Source organism: Mammaliicoccus sciuri (assembly GCF_025561425.1).
GTDB lineage: Bacteria > Bacillota > Bacilli > Staphylococcales > Staphylococcaceae > Mammaliicoccus > Mammaliicoccus sciuri_A.
On sequence record NZ_CP094824.1, the window covers coordinates 1,695,926 to 1,713,079 of the forward strand.

Below are 17,154 nucleotides of genomic sequence, written 5' to 3' on the forward strand. Positions count from 1 at the left end.
AAAACCCTTTTAATCCTATGAAATTAAAGGGTTTTAATAAAAATCAGTCTAATGGACGATACTATTCAAATGGATGATCGTCATTAATTAATATACGTTGTATTTTTTTAGCTTTACCTGCACTATCAAGGTCAATAATAACACCTGACAATACTTTTCTACCTTCATCTGGTAAATTATGACGTTGCGGTAAACTTGTTATAAATCTTTCAATAACTTCATCTTTATTAATACCTAATATGCCGTCATAATAACCTGTCATACCTACGTCAGTAATATAAGCAGTCCCTTCATTTAACACGCGCTCATCAGATGTTTGTATATGCGTATGTGTACCAACCATGGCACTTACTCTACCATTCAAATACCATCCCATTGCGTTTTTCTCTGAAGTTGTTTCAGCATGAAAATCGACAAATATATACGGTGTTATTTTTGAAGCTTGTTCTATAAGTTCATCTGCTTTTTTAAATGGGCAGTCTATTGCTGGCATAAATGAACGTCCTTGTAAATTAATGATTGCGATATCTTTATCATTAACTCTAATAATTCTCATGCCAAGACCTGGCGCTTCTTCAGGGAAATTCGCTGGACGAACCATTCTATTTGCTTGTCCAATAAAGTCATATATTTCTCTTTGACCATAAGTATGATTACCCATTGTTAAAAAGTCGGCACCCATTCTCAAAATATCTTTATAAATTTTCTCTGTTAAACCTTTACCATGTGCAGCGTTCTCTGCATTCACAATCGTAAACGTTGGTTTATAACTCGCTTTAATTTTTGGTAAATATGTTTCTAACTGTTCTCTTCCTAGTTTGCCTACAATATCACCTATAAATAAAATTCTCAATATTGACATCCTCTCTATTCACTCTATATTCTAATTCAAAATAAAAAATTTTAAAAGAGATGATTATTAATTTTTTATTAGGGTATACATAATACGAGCGTTATTCAAACACATTTGTTTAGTAACGTTACAAAATCTAATAGGAGTGTTTATTTAAACATGGGAATTGAAATCCAACCAGAAAAATTTGCAGAATTAGTGGTTAGAGCAAATCCATCCGTAGAAGAAAATGCAGAAGATATCGCGAAAGACAGTTTAGAACTATACGTTACAGCATTCAAACTCGCTGAAAAATATGGTAGTTGTGGCGTAAATTCACAAGAAACGTCCAACGTTTTAAAAGAAGCATTAGATTTAGAACTGAACTTAACACGTTAAATTTATTATAAAATACTAATATCAAAAACCATCGCTATAGACTGTAGCGATGGTTTTTGGTTTGTATAATACTTACTTAAATATAAAATTCACGATATTTTCAGTGGTACCTATTTTTTTCATGTCATCTTGTAAATGATGACTCTAGTAACATTGTGTTTACTGCTGAAGAAGTTAATAAGTAATCCCAGTTCTTCATTAAATCTCGCCCCTTTGTAATTGTTTTTATCTTATAATTAAATTTTCATTCATACTAACACTCCCTATATACTTATTACACAATTCCTAATTATTTTACACAGAATTATTTGTTAGAAATAATTATTTTTATTGAATATAAAAATAGAAGACAATCTAATATAAGATTATCTTCTATATTACAATATTAAATTCAATCACTTTTTCTCATCAATCACTTACTAATATATCTTTTTTGAATTGTATAGCTTGTATAACACCTTTTGAAATTTCTTCATGATTCAGCCAACGTTTAGTTCCATCTTCATTTATTCGATGCCCCAATTTTACCGTGAATACATTGAAACCTTTATTCTTAAGCCCATTAATAAACTCAGCATCATCAAATTTATTTGTACCGACGACGTGAACATAAATTGGTTCAGCATGCTTATCCACACATATATATTTCTCAATGAACTTCAGATGATTGAAATAACCATTACTATGTACCCAACTCACCATCATATTAACATCTCGTATATGCTCATCACTCAGCACACAATCATTTTCATAATCATATTGTTTAAAATGTATATTTTTTGAATGAAGTAAGTCCTCTGAATATTTATTTTGATTTCTAGAAAGTAGCCAAATATCATCATCAAAATGTTCTTTAATCCATTTCGTTGCATCCATCAACATACCAGATCCACCAGCAATCACAATTGTCACTTAATTCACCTACTTTAATTTTAAAATTTTTTCTTAAGTATGCTTAATATAACACAAGCTTTCAATAGATTTTCATTTATTTAATCAAATTTATCTCTCACATTTCACTTTACAAATACGAACACTTGTTCGTATAATAAAAGAAAAGATTTTACGGGAGGTGTTTGTGATGAATAAGTATATTAACTTAATGATCCATAAATTTGAAACTTACATTTACATGTTAGATAGCGTTGAACCAACTAATGATACAGCGATATTTTTAAATGGTGAAGTTATTTATAAAGAAATAGACAAAGTTGAACGTTACCTTCAATCATTTGATTATCGATCTGAGAAGTTCATTTTATTTACGGGATATTTAAAGATTTTACGTGTCATTTATCGTGATGTTTATACATCTTCAACACAACGAAATACGATGATCGTTTCTTTGAATAACGCGATTCATTGCTTAAATAAAATGAATAAGGAGCTTGTATATGAAAATTATTAATCCTGACTTACCAGAACCTTATAAATATGAGACAGATTATCGCAAAATTCCTAATCATTATCTACAACGTAATATTCCTAAAGGGAGAGGCATGATTAAATGGGCACCATTTGCAACAATGCCTCAGCAATATGAAATGATTAAACAATTTATAGCAGATCAAACAAAAGTAGAAAAAACTATATTAGAAGAAACTGCATTAAATGTTTTGAATAACGTATTAGCAGAGAAAATATTTTATAATCCACAAGCACTTATTAAATATTGGGAAGATGGTTATTTTAAAGAAATAGCATGTGAAATTCATAAATTTGATAGTGAACATAAAAAATTAGAAGTTATTGCAGAGGATAAGAAAGTACGATTGAGCATGGATTGTATTGTGGAAATAATATAAGATACCTCTACCGAAATGTAGAGATGTCTAATAAGTACTTCTTAAAATAAGTCATATATTAATTTTATATGACGAAAAATAGCAGAAAAATAATAAACGGAATTAAGGCAAATATGTTTACTAAGTTTATAACAAACCAAATCAATCCAGTATTTCTTATTTTTGCATTTTTTGAAAATGCAAAAGCGAGGGATATTGAACCAGCAAATATTGATGTCCATCCAAAACAATATAGTAAATCACCAAAATCCTTTTTCAGTATGTAAATAATAAATGTACCTATAGGTAAGACTAGATAATTAAGGATATTAACTATATAAATTATTTTAATCAATTGATATTCACTCCCTATCCAATATTCAACATATTAGCATTAATTATAAATGTTATTTACAAATTTTGTAAAACTAATTTTTCCGCTTATGCTATGATATGTAAATGGGGGTGGCATCATTTATGATAACGATTGAACGTATTACTAAAAATAATGAGCATGCACTTAAATTACCTAATGAACCATTTGAATTGTTCGGTAAACTTGTCGTTACGAGAACTGCTGATACATGGCAATACCATGAAGTGTTAACGGATTCTGATACGATGATTTTCCCTGATGAAGATTATCAACTTGATTCAATTGATCAGAAAGGTTTTGCAATAGGTGCATTTGATGATAACGAATGTATTGGTTTAGGTATTTTTGAAAAGGATTGGAATAAATATTTGTATTTAAGTGATTTAAAAGTCTCTTCTTCTTACCGCGGTCAAAATGTTGCATCAACATTGTTAAATACAGCGATAGAATTCGCAAAAGATGAAGGAATGAAAGGACTTTATACGATAGCTCAAGACAATAATTTAAATGCTAATCGCTTTTATTTAAAATATGGCTTTGAAATTGGTGGATTAAATACCAAATCATATCAATTCACACAACAAAAAGGTAAATTTGATATTTATTATTATTTGGATTTTAATGCATAACTAAAAAGTGGGACGGAAATCTTTTTAAATAAATTAGATTTCTATCCCACTCTCATTTGCACTATATTACATTTAGTTTATCTTCTTCGCTTTAAAACATGATATCAGAATGAAAGCAATAAATTTAATGTTTTAATAACCCCACTTTCGTTATGATTGATAGCGATGAGGTTTGCCTCTTTTTTCAATTCTGGATATGCGTTATCCATTGCTACTTTATATTTAGCTGATTTGAATAAATCTATATCATTAAGTCCGTCTCCAAAAGCAATTGTTTCAGATGGATCAATGTTTAATATGCTTTGTATTTTATGAATAGTTGTTCCTTTATTCACACCTAACTTCGTAATATCAATCCAGTAATCTTCAGATGCAATAATATAAACTTCGTTGTTAAAGTAATCAATTTGTTGTGCTGTTTGTTTACATTTACCTGAAGCGTCATGAACTGTAATTTTCAAGAAATCACTTTTAATTTCTGTGAAGTCTTTAATGTATGTAACGTTTTGATATGACCCATGTACAGCTTTTCTCTCTTCTTCAGAAACAGTATCTAGAACATATGCTACATCTTCCGTACATGCGATAATTGTTTGTTCTTCATCAATTTTTGTTAAAGCATCTATAATATTTAATCCTAATTCATTTTGTATCGTTGCTGTGTAAAGAAATTCACCGTTATATTTTATACGTGTTGCACTATCTCCAATAATGAATGTATCTTTCGTCAAATCTCCGACAATATTTTCAACTCTTTCACATTGTTTCCCAGTACAGAACACAAATCTAATATTGTGTGAATCTAGATTTTCTTTTAATATGCCAAAGGCTTCTCTATCAAACTCGCTATTCCCATCTAAAAAAGTACCATCCATATCTGTAACAACTAATTTTAAATCCATTTTATTATCCCCTTTACTTTGTAACTATTTAATCACATTGTATCGGTATAATTATAAATTTTCAATAGAAAGCGTTTACTTTTTTATTTGTTTAAGAAATTTTTTCGGCGTTTGTCAATATCTTTCTTTAAACTTTTGTATAAAATAACTCGTTGTTGAAAAGCCACACGCGTATGAAATATCTGTAATCGACTTATCTGTATGTTTATTTAACATATTGACACTTTTTTCTAATCTATAATTTAAGATATATTGAAATGGCGTTTGATGAACATATTTACTAAACAGTCGAACAGTCTCAGATTTACTCATATGGATATTGTTAATCTTAGTATTAATAATCACAATATCATTAAAAAAAGGAAATACTTCCGAAGTTTAAAAATTAAAAACAACCATACTCAAACAAAAATTATTGTCTCAGTATGGTTGTATATCATTTATAAAAATATTTGATAAAAGTCTAAATCTAACCACTTATCAAATTTATATCCTACTTTTTCAATTTTACCACTATATTTAAACCCTAATTTTTTATGTAAATCAATACTGCCATGGTTATCACCATCAATTCCTGCAACAATCGTTTTATAGCCATTTTTCTTTGCTAAATTAATAATTTCTGATAATAACTTTGAAGCAATACCTTGTCTTCTAAAATCAGAATTAACATATATTGAATGTTCAACTGTATATTGATATGCTGGCCAATCTCTGAAAGATCCGTATGTTGCAAAACCAGCAACTTGACCATCCACTTCATACACAATTACAGGTTGGTTATTTTCTACTTTAGTATTAAACCATTTCTGACGTTCTTCTAATGTTGTTTCATCATATGTGTATACAGCTGTCGTATTCTTAATTGCATCATTATAAATATAAAGGATATCTTTTAAATCTTCTTCTTTTGCTAATCTAATCATCTTTCCATCCTCCTTATTTATAATTAGTATACATAATGAATACAATGACACAAATTTATGTGAATGTAACTGACACGATTGTGCAATAATTTAACAATACTAATTTGTTAGCATAATATTATTATTTGAAATATTTTTCTATCCATTTATTTAAACGTAATCTATTTGGATTGATGTGATCCATTTGTTCAAAGTCAACAACATATCCTTTTTCTTCTAGCCAACTTTTTTCAGCAGTTTGACTAGAAAATTGACCTTTTATTTCAGTTTTTTTTTATTTGTCACCGATGTAAATGTATCAACAACTTCGTTTAATGTTAATTCATCAGAAGCAATTTCAATAGATTGATGATTATATTCATCTACGTTTTTGAATATTTGAGCAGTTATTTTAGCGATATCTTCAGAAGGAATCATCGCAAATTTTATATCAGGTGAAATAAATTCTGGAATATATATGTTATCCGCTTCTACTTTGACAATGCGCAGAAAATTATCCATGAAAAATGATGGTTTAATAATTGTATAATTTAACGGGGATTCACTGAGCATGTCTTCAATTTTAGCCAACGCTTCAAAGTGTGGACCTGTACGGTTTCTATTAACGCCTCCTGCAGTACTATATACAACATAAGAAATATTTTGTTTTACTATTGTATCGATAATAGCTTTTCCTTGTTGTAATTCTTGTTCTACATCATTCGGTATAATTGGCCGAACACAATATACACCAAATTGTTCGTTCATCGCTTGTTCTAAATCACTTTGATTACTTAAGTCACCTTCAAATATTTCTAAATTGTCATCTTTAATATTTTCTAATTTATCATGATGTTTATTACGCGTAAATGCTCTAACTTTCCATCCTTCACTTAGTAGTTCTCGGACGACCGCATTACCTTGCTTACCTGTAGATCCTATTACTAATATACATTGAGTCATCTATTTCCTCTCCCTTGTAAGAAACTATAATCCTCTCTATTGCCTTTTAAATACGTATACTCAATCGGTTCATTTCCTTGTGCTTTAATTTCTTTATTTATAAAATCTCTAACGTCCCATACTAAATGAATAAAATCCATTAATCTATTTCTCATTAATCCATTTGGTGCTTCCATATGCAATGCTTTATGAATATCTTTCGGTGTTACATTCAATTCCTCAGCAATTGTTTCCTCTGTTAAATGGGATGCTTTAAAATGCTCAATTAATTCTTCACTCGTAACTTTTCTTTGTTCTTTATTTAAAGACATGATATTCCTTCTTTCAATTCAAATTCTTTGAACTTTAACTTTATATTTCATATAATAAACGGACATGTATCCGATTGTCAATTTATAAGCAAGGAGGCGTCAACATGAGGAGAGATGCCGAAGAAAATAAACATCGTATAGAAACGAAAGCTAAAGCACTTTTTACTGAATTTGGTGTTGAAAATATTAGCATGAAAAGAATTTCTAATGAGCTCAATATAGGTATGGGAACACTTTATAGACATTTTGAAGATAAAAGTGCTCTTTGCTACAAATTAATCTCGAATGATTTTGAAATGTTTATGTCAGATTTAAACACAATTTCAAAAAAAGAGCATTCAAACAAAATAATTTTTATACAGTCAATCGATCGGTTTTTACAGTTCAAAATGGAACATCAAGCATTATTGAAGTGTGTTGAAAACAGTACAAGTAAAAAAGATTTCAAACAAACTGAATTCTATGAACTTTTACATGACTATTATTCAAATCTATTTAATTATGAAGAAAATGAACATTTCATTACATTTAAAGTAGATATCCTATTAAATGCACTTACGACTAAAAATTATGAATTTTTAACAGAAATTAGGGAAATGTCTAATGAAGAACTTCGCAATGCACTTGTCCAATTATTTTATAACAATTATCAAGGAGACGATGAACAATGAGAAATGTACTTATTACAGGTGGAAACAAAGGTTTAGGATTTGAAACAGCGCGTGTATTGAAAGATCAAGGTTATAAAGTATATATCGGTTCTCGCGATGAATCACGAGGTAAAAAAGCAGCTGAGGATATTGTTGTTGATTACGTTCAATTAGATGTAACAGACGATCAATCAGTTACATCCGCTGCAGAAACTATTCTTAATCAAGAAGGACATTTAGATATTCTCATTAATAATGCAGGTATCTCAGGTGGATTTACAAAAGTTAGAGATATTAAACCTGAAGATATGGAAAACGTTTATCAAACAAATGTATTCGGAATCGTACGTGTGACAAATCAATTCATTCCATTATTAGAGAAATCTGAGCAACCTGTCATTGTAAATGTTAGCAGTGGATTAGGATCATTTGGAATGGTTACAAATGAAGAAACAATGGAATCTAAAGTTAACTCACTCGCTTACTGCTCTTCAAAATCTGCTGTCACAATGTTAACAGTACAATATGCAAAAGGACTACCACATATTCAAATAAATGCAGCAGACCCAGGTTCAACCAATACAGACTTAGTTGGAGATGCAAGTAACCAATCGAAACCAGTATCTGAAGGCGCTAAAGCAATCATTGAACTAGCGACAATTGATCAAAACGGTCCTACAGGTACGTTTATAGATGCCAATGGAACAATGCCTTGGTAATATAAACAAATTAAATTTCAATTAATGATTTTTAAAAGGAGTTCTAACAATGACACTTTTAAAAAATATATGGACAAATATCCAAACTTAAAGTCGATCATATATTAAATTCTGCAGATTATCCTTATATTCAACCTGAAGAATTAGGCACATTCTTAGATGAATTAGACTAAACAACTGAAGAAAAAGAAAAGATTAGTTTTAAAAATGCACAAAAATTATTAAAACTTTAAAAATGGAGGCAAGATAATGAATACATTAAAATTGCAAGGCGCAAACTTAAATTACTATAAAGTTGGAGAAGGACCTGTTTTAATACTTGTGCCAGGTGCTAACGGTACTGGAGATATATTCTTACCTTTAGCTGAACAATTGAAAGATCGTTTTACAGTTGTTGCTATAGATAGAAGAGATTACGGACATAGTGAATTAACAGAGCCGCTTCCAGAACGTGCACAAAATCCAGACGATGACTATCGTGTTAAACGTGACGCACAAGACATTGCAGAACTTGCGAAACATTTAAGTGATGAGCCAGTATATATTTTAGGTTCAAGTTCAGGTTCAATCGTTACGATGCACGTATTAAAAGATTATCCAGAAGTCGTTAAACAAATTGCATTCCACGAACCACCAATCAATACTTTCCTTCCAAATAGTCAATATTGGAAAGAAAAAAATGATCAAATCGTAGAACAAATTGCATCTGAAGGATTACAAAAAGGCATGCAAACATTTGGAGAAACATTAAACATCTCAGCAATTGATGCTAAAGACATGTCTAAATCAGTTTCAGAAGACGACGAAGCACAAAAAGCACAATACGAACGTATGATTTTCTGGGCTAATTATGAAATTAGACAATATACACATTCAGATATTACATTAGAAGATTTATCAAAACATAAAGAAATTGTCACATTATTAAACGGTACAGATTCAGTAGGTTCATTCCCACAAGACGTTAACTTCTATATAGAAGAACAAACAGGTATTAAAATCGTCGACATACCAGGTGGACACTTAGGTTATGTTCAAAAACCAGAAGGATTTGCGGACACTTTAACAAAAATGTGGTTATAAAATTTAATATATAAAACAAAACATCGCATGTCACTTATAAATGAGCGGCATGCGATGTTTTTAATAACCAATGTTTAATTTTATAAAACTTTATCTTCAATCAACTTTTCAATAACTCTTTTAGTATTTTGATTATCTTTAAATTCGTTAATTTCTTCATACTTATGATTATATTCTTCATTTAGAATATAATTTCCATCAATTGCTTTGTTTATCACATCAATTAATTCCGCTTCATCGTATGCAATTGGTCCTGGTGCATTTGATTCATTTAGGGGTGGCGTTGCTTTATAATTTTTGATTAAGTAATCTTTTTCTTTCCAATAAAATATTGGATATGCACCTCTATAAATAGCATCATATATAATCGACGAATAATCTGTAATAAAAACAATAGAATTTTTTAATGCTTCTGTTGGATTAGTATCAATAATGTGAGCATACTTTTTAAAGTTTTCTTTAAAGTACTGGGCAAATTTATTATGAGGTACGATCAATAATCTATCGAGTAAACCTGCTTTTTCAAATGCATCGATTACTTCAATAATTGATTGATAGTATGAAGTTTTTTCTATCTCATTATTTACAACATACATTTCTTCCCAATATCTCCATGTTGGCATAAATGCTATTTTATTTGCATTTTTTTAAGATATGCATGATCTAATTTAGGCAATCCTGTTTTCATAAGATCCTGCTTATCATATCCCATTTTATAAAATTCTAAAGCTTCTAAATCAGAACTAATAACACTCTTTACTAAATTATTATTTTGATTTTCTTTATAAAAACTCCTACCTTGTGGATTTTCTACAGGTTTGGCAAACATAATACCATGTTGTAAAAAGTACAATGGTGTCTTTTTTATTTTATTAGAAAGAAGTTTATCAAAAGTTTTGGTTGCTATAACATGATTGCTAAGTTCACTTGAAATAAAATGATCTGCCATAAAAACATAATAGTAATGTTTGAATGAAAAACGTTTTAAAATATCTTGTTTATATTGCTTTCGTAAAATTTCATAACTACTAGATTTCTTATCGATAACAAATTTATTCACTGAGTTTAAATGTTCTAATTTTTTAATTGCTTCAAACATTACAAATCCTGATTCAGAAGCACTTGAAGCATCTTTTTCAAAATACAAATTTACATTTTTCTTTTTAAATTTCAAAACAGAATCAGCAATCATTTTTGATAAGCGAATTTTAAATTGATTGAATTGATTATAAATAGGTAATTTAGGTATTGATGTAATAACCGCTTTATCAACTGCACTTATTCTCGAAATATATGATGTTTTTTTATGATTTTTTGTACATAATACTGTATTCTTTAAATCATCTGGATTATCTACTATAAGCGGATGTATGATGATTTCGTTATATGCAAAGTATAAATTATTATGAACTTCTTTTAATTCCTTTAGTTTATATTTGGAAACTTTAAACTCAAAATCCCCACTATCTTTCCACTGAATTTTGGATAATATGAGTCCATCACGTGTCACAACGTTATTAAAAAGATTATGAAAATGATATTTATAATCTATGTGCCCACTAAATTTAATTCCATGCCTTGTATTACTCGAATTAATATGTGAAACATTAAAAGACGATTTTCCAACAAGATCTTGTTCTATATTTATTAAATCTGGACTATTGTACGAAATAGTAAATAGTCTATTATTTAATTTAACAATAATAGGATTAAAATTTTGCAAAGGAGTTTTTGATTTTATTTTTAAATGTTTTTCTTTAATAAGTTCGCTTATCTTTATGACTTCATTTGATAAATTAGAAAGTTCAAAGGTGTTGTTAGATATCAAATTAAAACCTGAGCGGCCTTCCAAATCTATCATCTGAACATATGACGTTTTTATCGCAAATTCCTTTTTAGCAATCGTATATTCTAATAAACTCACTATGTGATGATATCTAATCTTTAAATAAATATAAGGTTCATTAGAACGAATTCTTTCTAATGAATCGATTTTTGAATACCCCTTTAAAAAAATTGATTCATTTAATTCATATTTATTATTGTTCTCATCTAATACTTCATAAGCATATTTAGTCTTTTGAATTTTGAATTTATCATAATATGATTCAATGCTAATATCTAAACTTTTTTCCGTGTTACCATTTAAATAAGGTGAAATATAAATCATGCCATTCTTAATATGAATATATAAAACATTTTGATCGATTTCTAATATCATTAAAATGTTATCTTCAAAATTAGTCTTTTTAATGGCATGTTCTCTTAAATCTAAATATTTTGTAGTGATATAGAAAAATTCATCGCTATCAAACATTTTAATTTTTAAAAATTCATTAGTATTTTTTTCTATTAAACAAACTTCATTAAAAATCTTTTTTATATGCATTACATACCTTCCTCATTGTTTTGACTTGTAGTAATTTTAAATCCAACTTAATCATTATATTAACATACATACAATTTTAACTTTATTACTTATGAATTAATACCTTCTTCTAAAAAGTTAGCTTTTTCAAAAATGTCACATTTTAGACACAACGAATATAAATTCATTTTTCAAGCTCCCTCTCATGTATTTACAATAAATACATGTTTATTTATTCATTATTAAGTGACTTTATAATATTTATGAAATTTTAATTTGAGCATATATTCAATAAACCACAATTTATCAAATTATTTATCTTGCCCAATACATACCTCCAAATGTATACTACTAAAGTTATTATTTTAAGGAGACAAATTATGAAAAAATTAAATTATCTATTTTGGTTGTGTTTTTTAGCTTTAATAACGATTATACCAGTGCTTTGGGGAGGGCAAGGTTTATTAGTTATTATATTTATGGGATTAATGCTTCTATCATTCTATTTCACAATTGTATATTCATATAATATGATTGTTTCATTTTTTGATTTAAAAACATAAAAAGAGATTATCTCATTAAACAAGATAGAACAAAGTTTTTAATTTTAGTTGCAGCTCATAATGAAGAAAGTGTGATTCGGGAAACGATTAGAAATCTTAAACAAATTAATTATGATAAAAATTTATATGATATATGCATCGTTAGTGATAACTCTACTGATCTTACAACACAAATTGCTTTGAATGAAAATGTACTTGTTGTAGATACTATCAAAAATGAATTTGAACGTGAAGGTGTCGGTAAACCAGCAGGTATTCAATATGCACTTAGAAAATTAGGTTTTGAAAATGTTAAACGTCAATATGACATGATTATGATTTTAGATGCTGATAATTTTGTTAGCAAAAATATTTTAAAAGAAATTAATTCACAATTTATTACTAAAGGTAGACCAACAGCTATTCAAACTTATCTAGATAGTAAAAACTACTCTAAATTTATGAGTTTAGCCTACTCAGTTGTATTTTGGACAAATAATCGATTTATGCAATTAGCAAAATATAAATTAAACTTACCTAATTCAATTGGAGGTACAGGATTTTTTGTGAAAACAGATTGGCTAATTGATAAAGGTGGTTTCAAGTTTGATTCACTTACTGAAGATTTAGAAATGGAAATTGAGATCATCAATGATGGTGGACGTATATTATGGAATGACCATGCGTCCATTTATGATGAAAATCCAGAAAAAACAAAAGTGAGTATGGTACAAAGACATAGATGGATAAAAGGACATTGGTATGTTGCTTTTAAACAAATTTTACCTTTGACTAAGAAATTTATTTTGACTTTAAATATTAAATACTTAGACAAAATATTCTTCTTAATGAGTATGGGTAAAGCATTTCATATACTCTTAATATTTTTAGTGCTCATCATTAATATTATATTATTAACCCATCATCACATGTTGGTATCAACATTAGCAGCTTTGAATATTTTAGGTGCATTGCATTTATTAAATGATTATATGTTCTATATTACAGGAATAAACGCATTACTTATTATTTATAGTTTCGTCATTTTACCTATGTATAGTGTTTATGCAAAACTTAGAAATATTAATCCAATTAAAATTGTTTTATCTTTACAATGGTTTATGATAACTGATTTTATCGTACAATTATTCGGTTTATTTACATGGCCAAATCAACAAACGTGGATTAGAACACCCCACTCTAAAGTTAGTATAGAATCAAGTGAAGAAGCTTACCAAACACCAGGTACTTATGAACACGATAACCAACCTGCAATACAAGTCCCTGAAGTAGGTTTAAATACAAGTAATCATATTGTTGAGCAACATAAATAAACATACAAAATTCACTTTGATGATGTAACCTTGTATGTTTTATTTTTCATTCTTTACTACTTCATATTTTGTTTTAACTGAATATACTACTCTTCTCATAGAAAAAACACCTTCGTATAAAATCATTTTAGTATGAATTCAACGAAAGTGTTTTTTTATTTTCTTTTGACTATATACTATATTTTATCATTTATTGATTTAAAAGTTGTATCCCTAATCAATTTTATAGTTTGAGTATTTTTTTGATTTACGTAGCGCTAAATACGCACCAAAACATGCTAGAATAACACCTACAACTAAATTAACACTTAGTCTAGACTCCCCCATAATAACGCTAGCCATACCACCTATCGCTGGAAACATTGCTACCATATATCCACTTTCAGCTGCACCAATGTTACTTATTAGTTTCAAGTAAAACAACCAGGCAAAGAAAGAAGCAAAAACCGATAAATAAATTAAACCAATCCAAAAGTTCAACTCATTTGGTATTTCATATACACTACCTTTTATTAATGTATAAATTATCATAAAAGCCACTGCACTAAACATACCAATTACATTAGAAATCACTGGATTAATATTTTTTTGACTATTATAAAAAGATAATACATCGCCAATAGATGTTACAACTGTACCTAATACTGCAAATGAAATACCTATAATAAACTTTGGTGTTAAATTATTTATATCTGGATAAATTATTACAACCACACTGATAAGACCTAGTAATCCACCCAAATAAATTCTCTTAGCTATTTTTGTTTTAAATACTATGCTTATAAATATTGGTGTTAATATAGCTTTCATAGAAAACAATAAAGTAACTATTGCTGCTGAACTGTAAAATGTTCCATAATATAAAAGCAAGTAACTTAAAGTGAAATTACACAATCCAAAACCTATAACAGAAAATAAATTAACCTGCATAAAATTTATTTTTTTATATAACAAAAAGAATAAAATTAAAAATAACAAAAAAGCAATAGCTGATCTATATAATAATGAAATTTCTAAAGCGACACTATTCCCTTGTATTTTTACTGCAATAAAGTTCAAACCCCACACAAACATACAAAACAAATACATCAAATAATTCATAATATCTCTTGTCCACGCTTAATATCAAGTTTATCAAAAACGTAAACAAGCGATTCAACTAATAAATCAATTTGTTCATCTGTATGATTAGGCGTTACATTAATTCTGAATCGTTCTGTACCTTTTTCAACAGTTGGAGCATTAATTGCTTGGACATATATACCAAAATCTTCTAAAAGCATTTTAGCAGCATCTTTACACTTTTGAGAATCCCCTTTTATTACAGGAAGAATATGCGTACTACTTTCTTCTAAAACTTCTATACCATTTAATTTTAATTTTTCTCTGAGTTTTCTTGTTTTACTATGTAGTTTATTTCTCTCTCCATCATTTTTCCTCACAATTTTTATACTCTTAAGGCATCCTGCTACAATTGCTGGAGGAAGGGCAGTAGTAAAAATAAAACCTGATGAGTATGACCTAATAACATCAATCAGCCATTTTTCTCCTGCTATATAGCCCCCTATTATTCCAATACCTTTTGCCATTGTTGATTGAATAACATCAATATCTGCTTGAACACGCAATAGATCTGAGTATCCTTTCACTTCACTACCATACATACCAATAGCATGTACTTCATCTAAAAAAGTAAGTGAATTATATTCTTTTGCCAGTTTTACTATTTCTCTAATAGGAGCTACATCTCCATCCATTGAATAAACAGACTCAAAAACTATTAATTTTGGTATGTTTATATCATATTCACTTAGTAATTCGCCTAAATGGTTAATATCATTATGATTAAAAATTTTAACTTCATTTTTAACGCTTCTCAATGCATTGATTATTGAAGCGTGATTTTTAGCATCTGAAAATACAATCATTTCTGGGAATGTTCTTAATAATCCTTGTAAAGCAGCATCATTAGAAGAATATCCAGTTGGAAATATTAAAGAACTTTCTTTTTGGTGCCAGTCACACAATTCTTCTTCAATTAATTTAAAATACTTATGACTTCCACCAATATTTCTGGAGCCGCCTGTACCAGCTCCAAAAGAATCAAGAGCTACTTTCATCGCAGTTATTACTTCTGAATTTTGAGACATTCCTAAATAATCATTACTACAAAAAACTATAACCTCATTACCATTCTCATTTTTAGCTAAGGGATATTTTGAAGATACTCTATTAATTTCTATAAATTCTCTATAATTCCCACTATCTTTCAACTCTGAAATTTTATTATAAAATAGTTCTTTATACATAACCAATTCCCCTTTATCATTAATCCTTAAATAATATATCAATTTATAACATAATATCCATTTATTAACAATTAATAGTATGCTAATATTTTAATCCAATCTAAAATTCAATTCAATAGTTCTTTTCAAAATAAGATAAGAATTCTCATCAAATTTAAACTAGGAGATTATGGAAATAGCAAATCTACTTTGTTCGTATAATTTAATTGCAGTTTTTGATTTTAGTTAGGAATACATAATAGATGGGAATTACATCTCAAACTTTCTTTTGAAAACAGATAAATAAACTTTAGTAGGATGAAAGGTTTGATCAGTTAATAGCGATTTAAAATGTTTAGGTCATAAAATAAGAAAGTTTTTTTATATTGTCATTACTTACATGTGTATTTACTTTTATAATCACGTTGTTAATTACTGAATTAACAATGCCTTTACTATAGAATGACAAGGATACCATTATAAAATATAATTACTTTTAATTTCATCAGTTTTCTGGACATTATTAACAATCGTAAATACTATACGCGTTCTAAAAAAGAAATAAATTAAATTCTTTCATGGATTTTGACATTTTTTTCATAAATAACAAAATATTTCTATATACCTATCATTGATATCAAAATAGATACTTATATAGAAATAGTCCTAATTATAAAAGAAATATCTCAATTTACAATTAATATTATAGCTATAAGGAGGAGTAATATGAACAAAAAAGTTGTTTATTCATATTTTTTCTATTTTAAGGTTCTATACTTTATTCCAAGGTATTACCATTTTAATTTCAAATAATTTGTTTTTGGCTACTCAAGATACTTCAAAAGACATATTTCCATACATAATATTTATACTAATTATTCTTTGTATATCTTATAAATATAGAGGTAAAAATATTTAGATTTTTTAATCATCTTAAATATGACCAAAACTAATTTTTCATTAATACTATTTTTGCATAATGAAACGTAATAAGATTAGTAGTCAACTAAACTTATTACGTTAGTTGATTTTTCTTTTTATACTACTTAATATACATACTAATATAAAA

The 17,154-nt window shown here is 28.1% G+C and carries 19 protein-coding genes and 2 pseudogenes; 10 read left to right on the forward strand and 11 right to left on the reverse strand.

What is annotated here, in order from left to right; all coding sequences use genetic code 11:
* Positions 1 to 61 precede the first annotated feature (61 nt).
* Complete coding sequence (locus MUA60_RS08740; RefSeq protein WP_037587854.1) at positions 62 to 853, reverse strand: TIGR00282 family metallophosphoesterase; 792 nt, start codon at positions 851 to 853, stop codon at positions 62 to 64.
* Between the two features lie 159 nt (positions 854 to 1,012).
* Here MUA60_RS08740 and MUA60_RS08745 point away from each other — a divergent pair, with 159 nt between their 5' ends.
* Positions 1,013 to 1,231: a hypothetical protein gene (locus tag MUA60_RS08745; protein ID WP_025905597.1), complete on the forward strand. Its 219-nt coding sequence runs from the start codon at positions 1,013 to 1,015 to the stop codon at positions 1,229 to 1,231.
* A 408-nt stretch (positions 1,232 to 1,639) separates the two neighbouring features.
* On the opposite strand, the gene MUA60_RS08750 is transcribed toward MUA60_RS08745, so the two are convergent.
* Entirely contained in the window at positions 1,640 to 2,143 is a 504-nt protein-coding gene (locus MUA60_RS08750; RefSeq protein WP_262647927.1) for a Rossmann-fold NAD(P)-binding domain-containing protein, read from the reverse strand.
* A gap of 169 nt (positions 2,144 to 2,312) precedes the next feature.
* On the opposite strand from MUA60_RS08750, the gene MUA60_RS08755 reads away from it, so the two are divergent.
* The 3 genes from MUA60_RS08755 (at position 2,313) to MUA60_RS08765 (ending at position 4,020) form a co-directional block, all read left to right on the forward strand.
* A complete protein-coding gene (locus tag MUA60_RS08755) occupies positions 2,313 to 2,639 on the forward strand; it encodes a hypothetical protein (RefSeq protein WP_262647928.1) in 327 nt (108 codons plus the stop codon).
* On the forward strand, positions 2,626 to 3,036 hold the full coding sequence (locus MUA60_RS08760; protein ID WP_262647929.1) for a YolD-like family protein: 411 nt from the start codon (positions 2,626 to 2,628) through the stop codon (positions 3,034 to 3,036). Before MUA60_RS08755 ends, MUA60_RS08760 begins: the two co-directional genes overlap by 14 nt.
* Positions 3,037 to 3,492: 456 nt before the next feature.
* A complete protein-coding gene (locus MUA60_RS08765) occupies positions 3,493 to 4,020 on the forward strand; it encodes a GNAT family N-acetyltransferase (protein WP_262647930.1) in 528 nt (175 codons plus the stop codon).
* A 104-nt stretch (positions 4,021 to 4,124) separates the two neighbouring features.
* On the opposite strand, the gene MUA60_RS08770 is transcribed toward MUA60_RS08765, so the two are convergent.
* The 5 genes and pseudogenes from MUA60_RS08770 to MUA60_RS08790 form a co-directional block, all read right to left on the reverse strand.
* Positions 4,125 to 4,922, reverse strand: a complete 798-nt coding sequence (locus tag MUA60_RS08770; protein WP_262647931.1) for an HAD family hydrolase — start codon at positions 4,920 to 4,922, stop codon at positions 4,125 to 4,127.
* A gap of 114 nt (positions 4,923 to 5,036) precedes the next feature.
* On the reverse strand, positions 5,037 to 5,234 hold the full coding sequence (locus tag MUA60_RS08775; protein WP_262647932.1) for a helix-turn-helix transcriptional regulator: 198 nt from the start codon (positions 5,232 to 5,234) through the stop codon (positions 5,037 to 5,039).
* Positions 5,235 to 5,362: 128 nt separating this feature from the next.
* Positions 5,363 to 5,848, reverse strand: coding sequence for a GNAT family N-acetyltransferase (locus MUA60_RS08780; RefSeq protein WP_262647933.1), 486 nt, complete (start codon positions 5,846 to 5,848; stop codon positions 5,363 to 5,365).
* A 121-nt stretch (positions 5,849 to 5,969) separates the two neighbouring features.
* Positions 5,970 to 6,790, reverse strand: a pseudogene (locus tag MUA60_RS08785) (NmrA/HSCARG family protein).
* The gene (locus MUA60_RS08790; protein WP_262647934.1) at positions 6,787 to 7,101 is read right to left on the reverse strand and encodes a DUF2316 family protein; all 315 of its coding nucleotides are present in this window, start codon (positions 7,099 to 7,101) and stop codon (positions 6,787 to 6,789) included. The pseudogene MUA60_RS08785 and the gene MUA60_RS08790 overlap by 4 nt, the downstream one beginning before the upstream one ends.
* 104 nt (positions 7,102 to 7,205) lie before the next feature.
* On the opposite strand from MUA60_RS08790, the gene MUA60_RS08795 reads away from it, so the two are divergent.
* From MUA60_RS08795 to MUA60_RS08810, 4 genes and pseudogenes are all read left to right on the forward strand, one after another.
* A complete protein-coding gene (locus tag MUA60_RS08795; protein ID WP_262647935.1) occupies positions 7,206 to 7,772 on the forward strand; it encodes a TetR/AcrR family transcriptional regulator in 567 nt (188 codons plus the stop codon).
* Entirely contained in the window at positions 7,769 to 8,470 is a 702-nt protein-coding gene (locus MUA60_RS08800; protein WP_262647936.1) for an SDR family NAD(P)-dependent oxidoreductase, read from the forward strand. The genes MUA60_RS08795 and MUA60_RS08800 overlap by 4 nt, the downstream gene beginning before the upstream one ends.
* A gap of 92 nt (positions 8,471 to 8,562) precedes the next feature.
* Positions 8,563 to 8,643, forward strand: a pseudogene (locus MUA60_RS08805) (hypothetical protein); the annotation flags it as partial.
* 76 nt (positions 8,644 to 8,719) lie between these two features.
* On the forward strand, positions 8,720 to 9,553 hold the full coding sequence (locus MUA60_RS08810) for an alpha/beta fold hydrolase (RefSeq protein ID WP_262647937.1): 834 nt from the start codon (positions 8,720 to 8,722) through the stop codon (positions 9,551 to 9,553).
* A gap of 80 nt (positions 9,554 to 9,633) precedes the next feature.
* Here MUA60_RS08810 and MUA60_RS08815 read toward each other — a convergent pair whose 3' ends face one another.
* Complete coding sequence (locus MUA60_RS08815; RefSeq protein WP_262647938.1) at positions 9,634 to 10,176, reverse strand: CDP-glycerol glycerophosphotransferase family protein; 543 nt, start codon at positions 10,174 to 10,176, stop codon at positions 9,634 to 9,636.
* A 5-nt stretch (positions 10,177 to 10,181) separates the two neighbouring features.
* On the reverse strand, positions 10,182 to 11,942 hold the full coding sequence (locus MUA60_RS08820) for a hypothetical protein (protein ID WP_262647940.1): 1,761 nt from the start codon (positions 11,940 to 11,942) through the stop codon (positions 10,182 to 10,184).
* 359 nt (positions 11,943 to 12,301) lie between these two features.
* On the opposite strand from MUA60_RS08820, the gene MUA60_RS08825 reads away from it, so the two are divergent.
* Both MUA60_RS08825 and MUA60_RS08830 read left to right on the forward strand, forming a co-directional pair.
* On the forward strand, positions 12,302 to 12,484 hold the full coding sequence (locus MUA60_RS08825) for a hypothetical protein (RefSeq protein WP_262647941.1): 183 nt from the start codon (positions 12,302 to 12,304) through the stop codon (positions 12,482 to 12,484).
* Positions 12,485 to 12,555: 71 nt separating this feature from the next.
* Complete coding sequence (locus MUA60_RS08830) at positions 12,556 to 13,797, forward strand: glycosyltransferase family 2 protein (RefSeq protein WP_262647943.1); 1,242 nt, start codon at positions 12,556 to 12,558, stop codon at positions 13,795 to 13,797.
* 213 nt (positions 13,798 to 14,010) lie between these two features.
* Here the strand turns inward: MUA60_RS08830 and MUA60_RS08835 are convergent, their stop codons facing one another.
* Both MUA60_RS08835 and hemA read right to left on the reverse strand, forming a co-directional pair.
* On the reverse strand, positions 14,011 to 14,898 hold the full coding sequence (locus MUA60_RS08835) for a DMT family transporter (RefSeq protein ID WP_239774558.1): 888 nt from the start codon (positions 14,896 to 14,898) through the stop codon (positions 14,011 to 14,013).
* Positions 14,895 to 16,106, reverse strand: a complete 1,212-nt coding sequence (gene hemA, locus MUA60_RS08840) for a 5-aminolevulinate synthase (protein WP_262647946.1) — start codon at positions 16,104 to 16,106, stop codon at positions 14,895 to 14,897. Before hemA ends, MUA60_RS08835 begins: the two co-directional genes overlap by 4 nt.
* Positions 16,107 to 17,154 lie beyond the last annotated feature (1,048 nt).

What these genes read in the sequence shown, in the direction of transcription:
- MUA60_RS08745 (WP_025905597.1), top strand. Translation starts at nt 1,013, where the DNA reads ATGGGAATTGAAATCCAACCAGAAAAATTTGCAGAATTAGTGGTTAGA.
- MUA60_RS08755 (WP_262647928.1), top strand. Translation starts at nt 2,313, where the DNA reads ATGAATAAGTATATTAACTTAATGATCCATAAATTTGAAACTTACATT.
- MUA60_RS08760 (WP_262647929.1), top strand. Translation starts at nt 2,626, where the DNA reads ATGAAAATTATTAATCCTGACTTACCAGAACCTTATAAATATGAGACA.
- MUA60_RS08765 (WP_262647930.1), top strand. Translation starts at nt 3,493, where the DNA reads ATGATAACGATTGAACGTATTACTAAAAATAATGAGCATGCACTTAAA.
- MUA60_RS08770 (WP_262647931.1), bottom strand. Translation starts at nt 4,922, where the DNA reads ATGGATTTAAAATTAGTTGTTACAGATATGGATGGTACTTTTTTAGAT.
- MUA60_RS08775 (WP_262647932.1), bottom strand. Translation starts at nt 5,234, where the DNA reads ATGAGTAAATCTGAGACTGTTCGACTGTTTAGTAAATATGTTCATCAA.
- MUA60_RS08780 (WP_262647933.1), bottom strand. Translation starts at nt 5,848, where the DNA reads ATGATTAGATTAGCAAAAGAAGAAGATTTAAAAGATATCCTTTATATT.
- MUA60_RS08790 (WP_262647934.1), bottom strand. Translation starts at nt 7,101, where the DNA reads ATGTCTTTAAATAAAGAACAAAGAAAAGTTACGAGTGAAGAATTAATT.
- MUA60_RS08795 (WP_262647935.1), top strand. Translation starts at nt 7,206, where the DNA reads ATGAGGAGAGATGCCGAAGAAAATAAACATCGTATAGAAACGAAAGCT.
- MUA60_RS08800 (WP_262647936.1), top strand. Translation starts at nt 7,769, where the DNA reads ATGAGAAATGTACTTATTACAGGTGGAAACAAAGGTTTAGGATTTGAA.
- MUA60_RS08810 (WP_262647937.1), top strand. Translation starts at nt 8,720, where the DNA reads ATGAATACATTAAAATTGCAAGGCGCAAACTTAAATTACTATAAAGTT.
- MUA60_RS08815 (WP_262647938.1), bottom strand. Translation starts at nt 10,176, where the DNA reads ATGCCAACATGGAGATATTGGGAAGAAATGTATGTTGTAAATAATGAG.
- MUA60_RS08820 (WP_262647940.1), bottom strand. Translation starts at nt 11,942, where the DNA reads ATGCATATAAAAAAGATTTTTAATGAAGTTTGTTTAATAGAAAAAAAT.
- MUA60_RS08825 (WP_262647941.1), top strand. Translation starts at nt 12,302, where the DNA reads ATGAAAAAATTAAATTATCTATTTTGGTTGTGTTTTTTAGCTTTAATA.
- MUA60_RS08835 (WP_239774558.1), bottom strand. Translation starts at nt 14,898, where the DNA reads ATGAATTATTTGATGTATTTGTTTTGTATGTTTGTGTGGGGTTTGAAC.
- hemA (WP_262647946.1), bottom strand. Translation starts at nt 16,106, where the DNA reads ATGTATAAAGAACTATTTTATAATAAAATTTCAGAGTTGAAAGATAGT.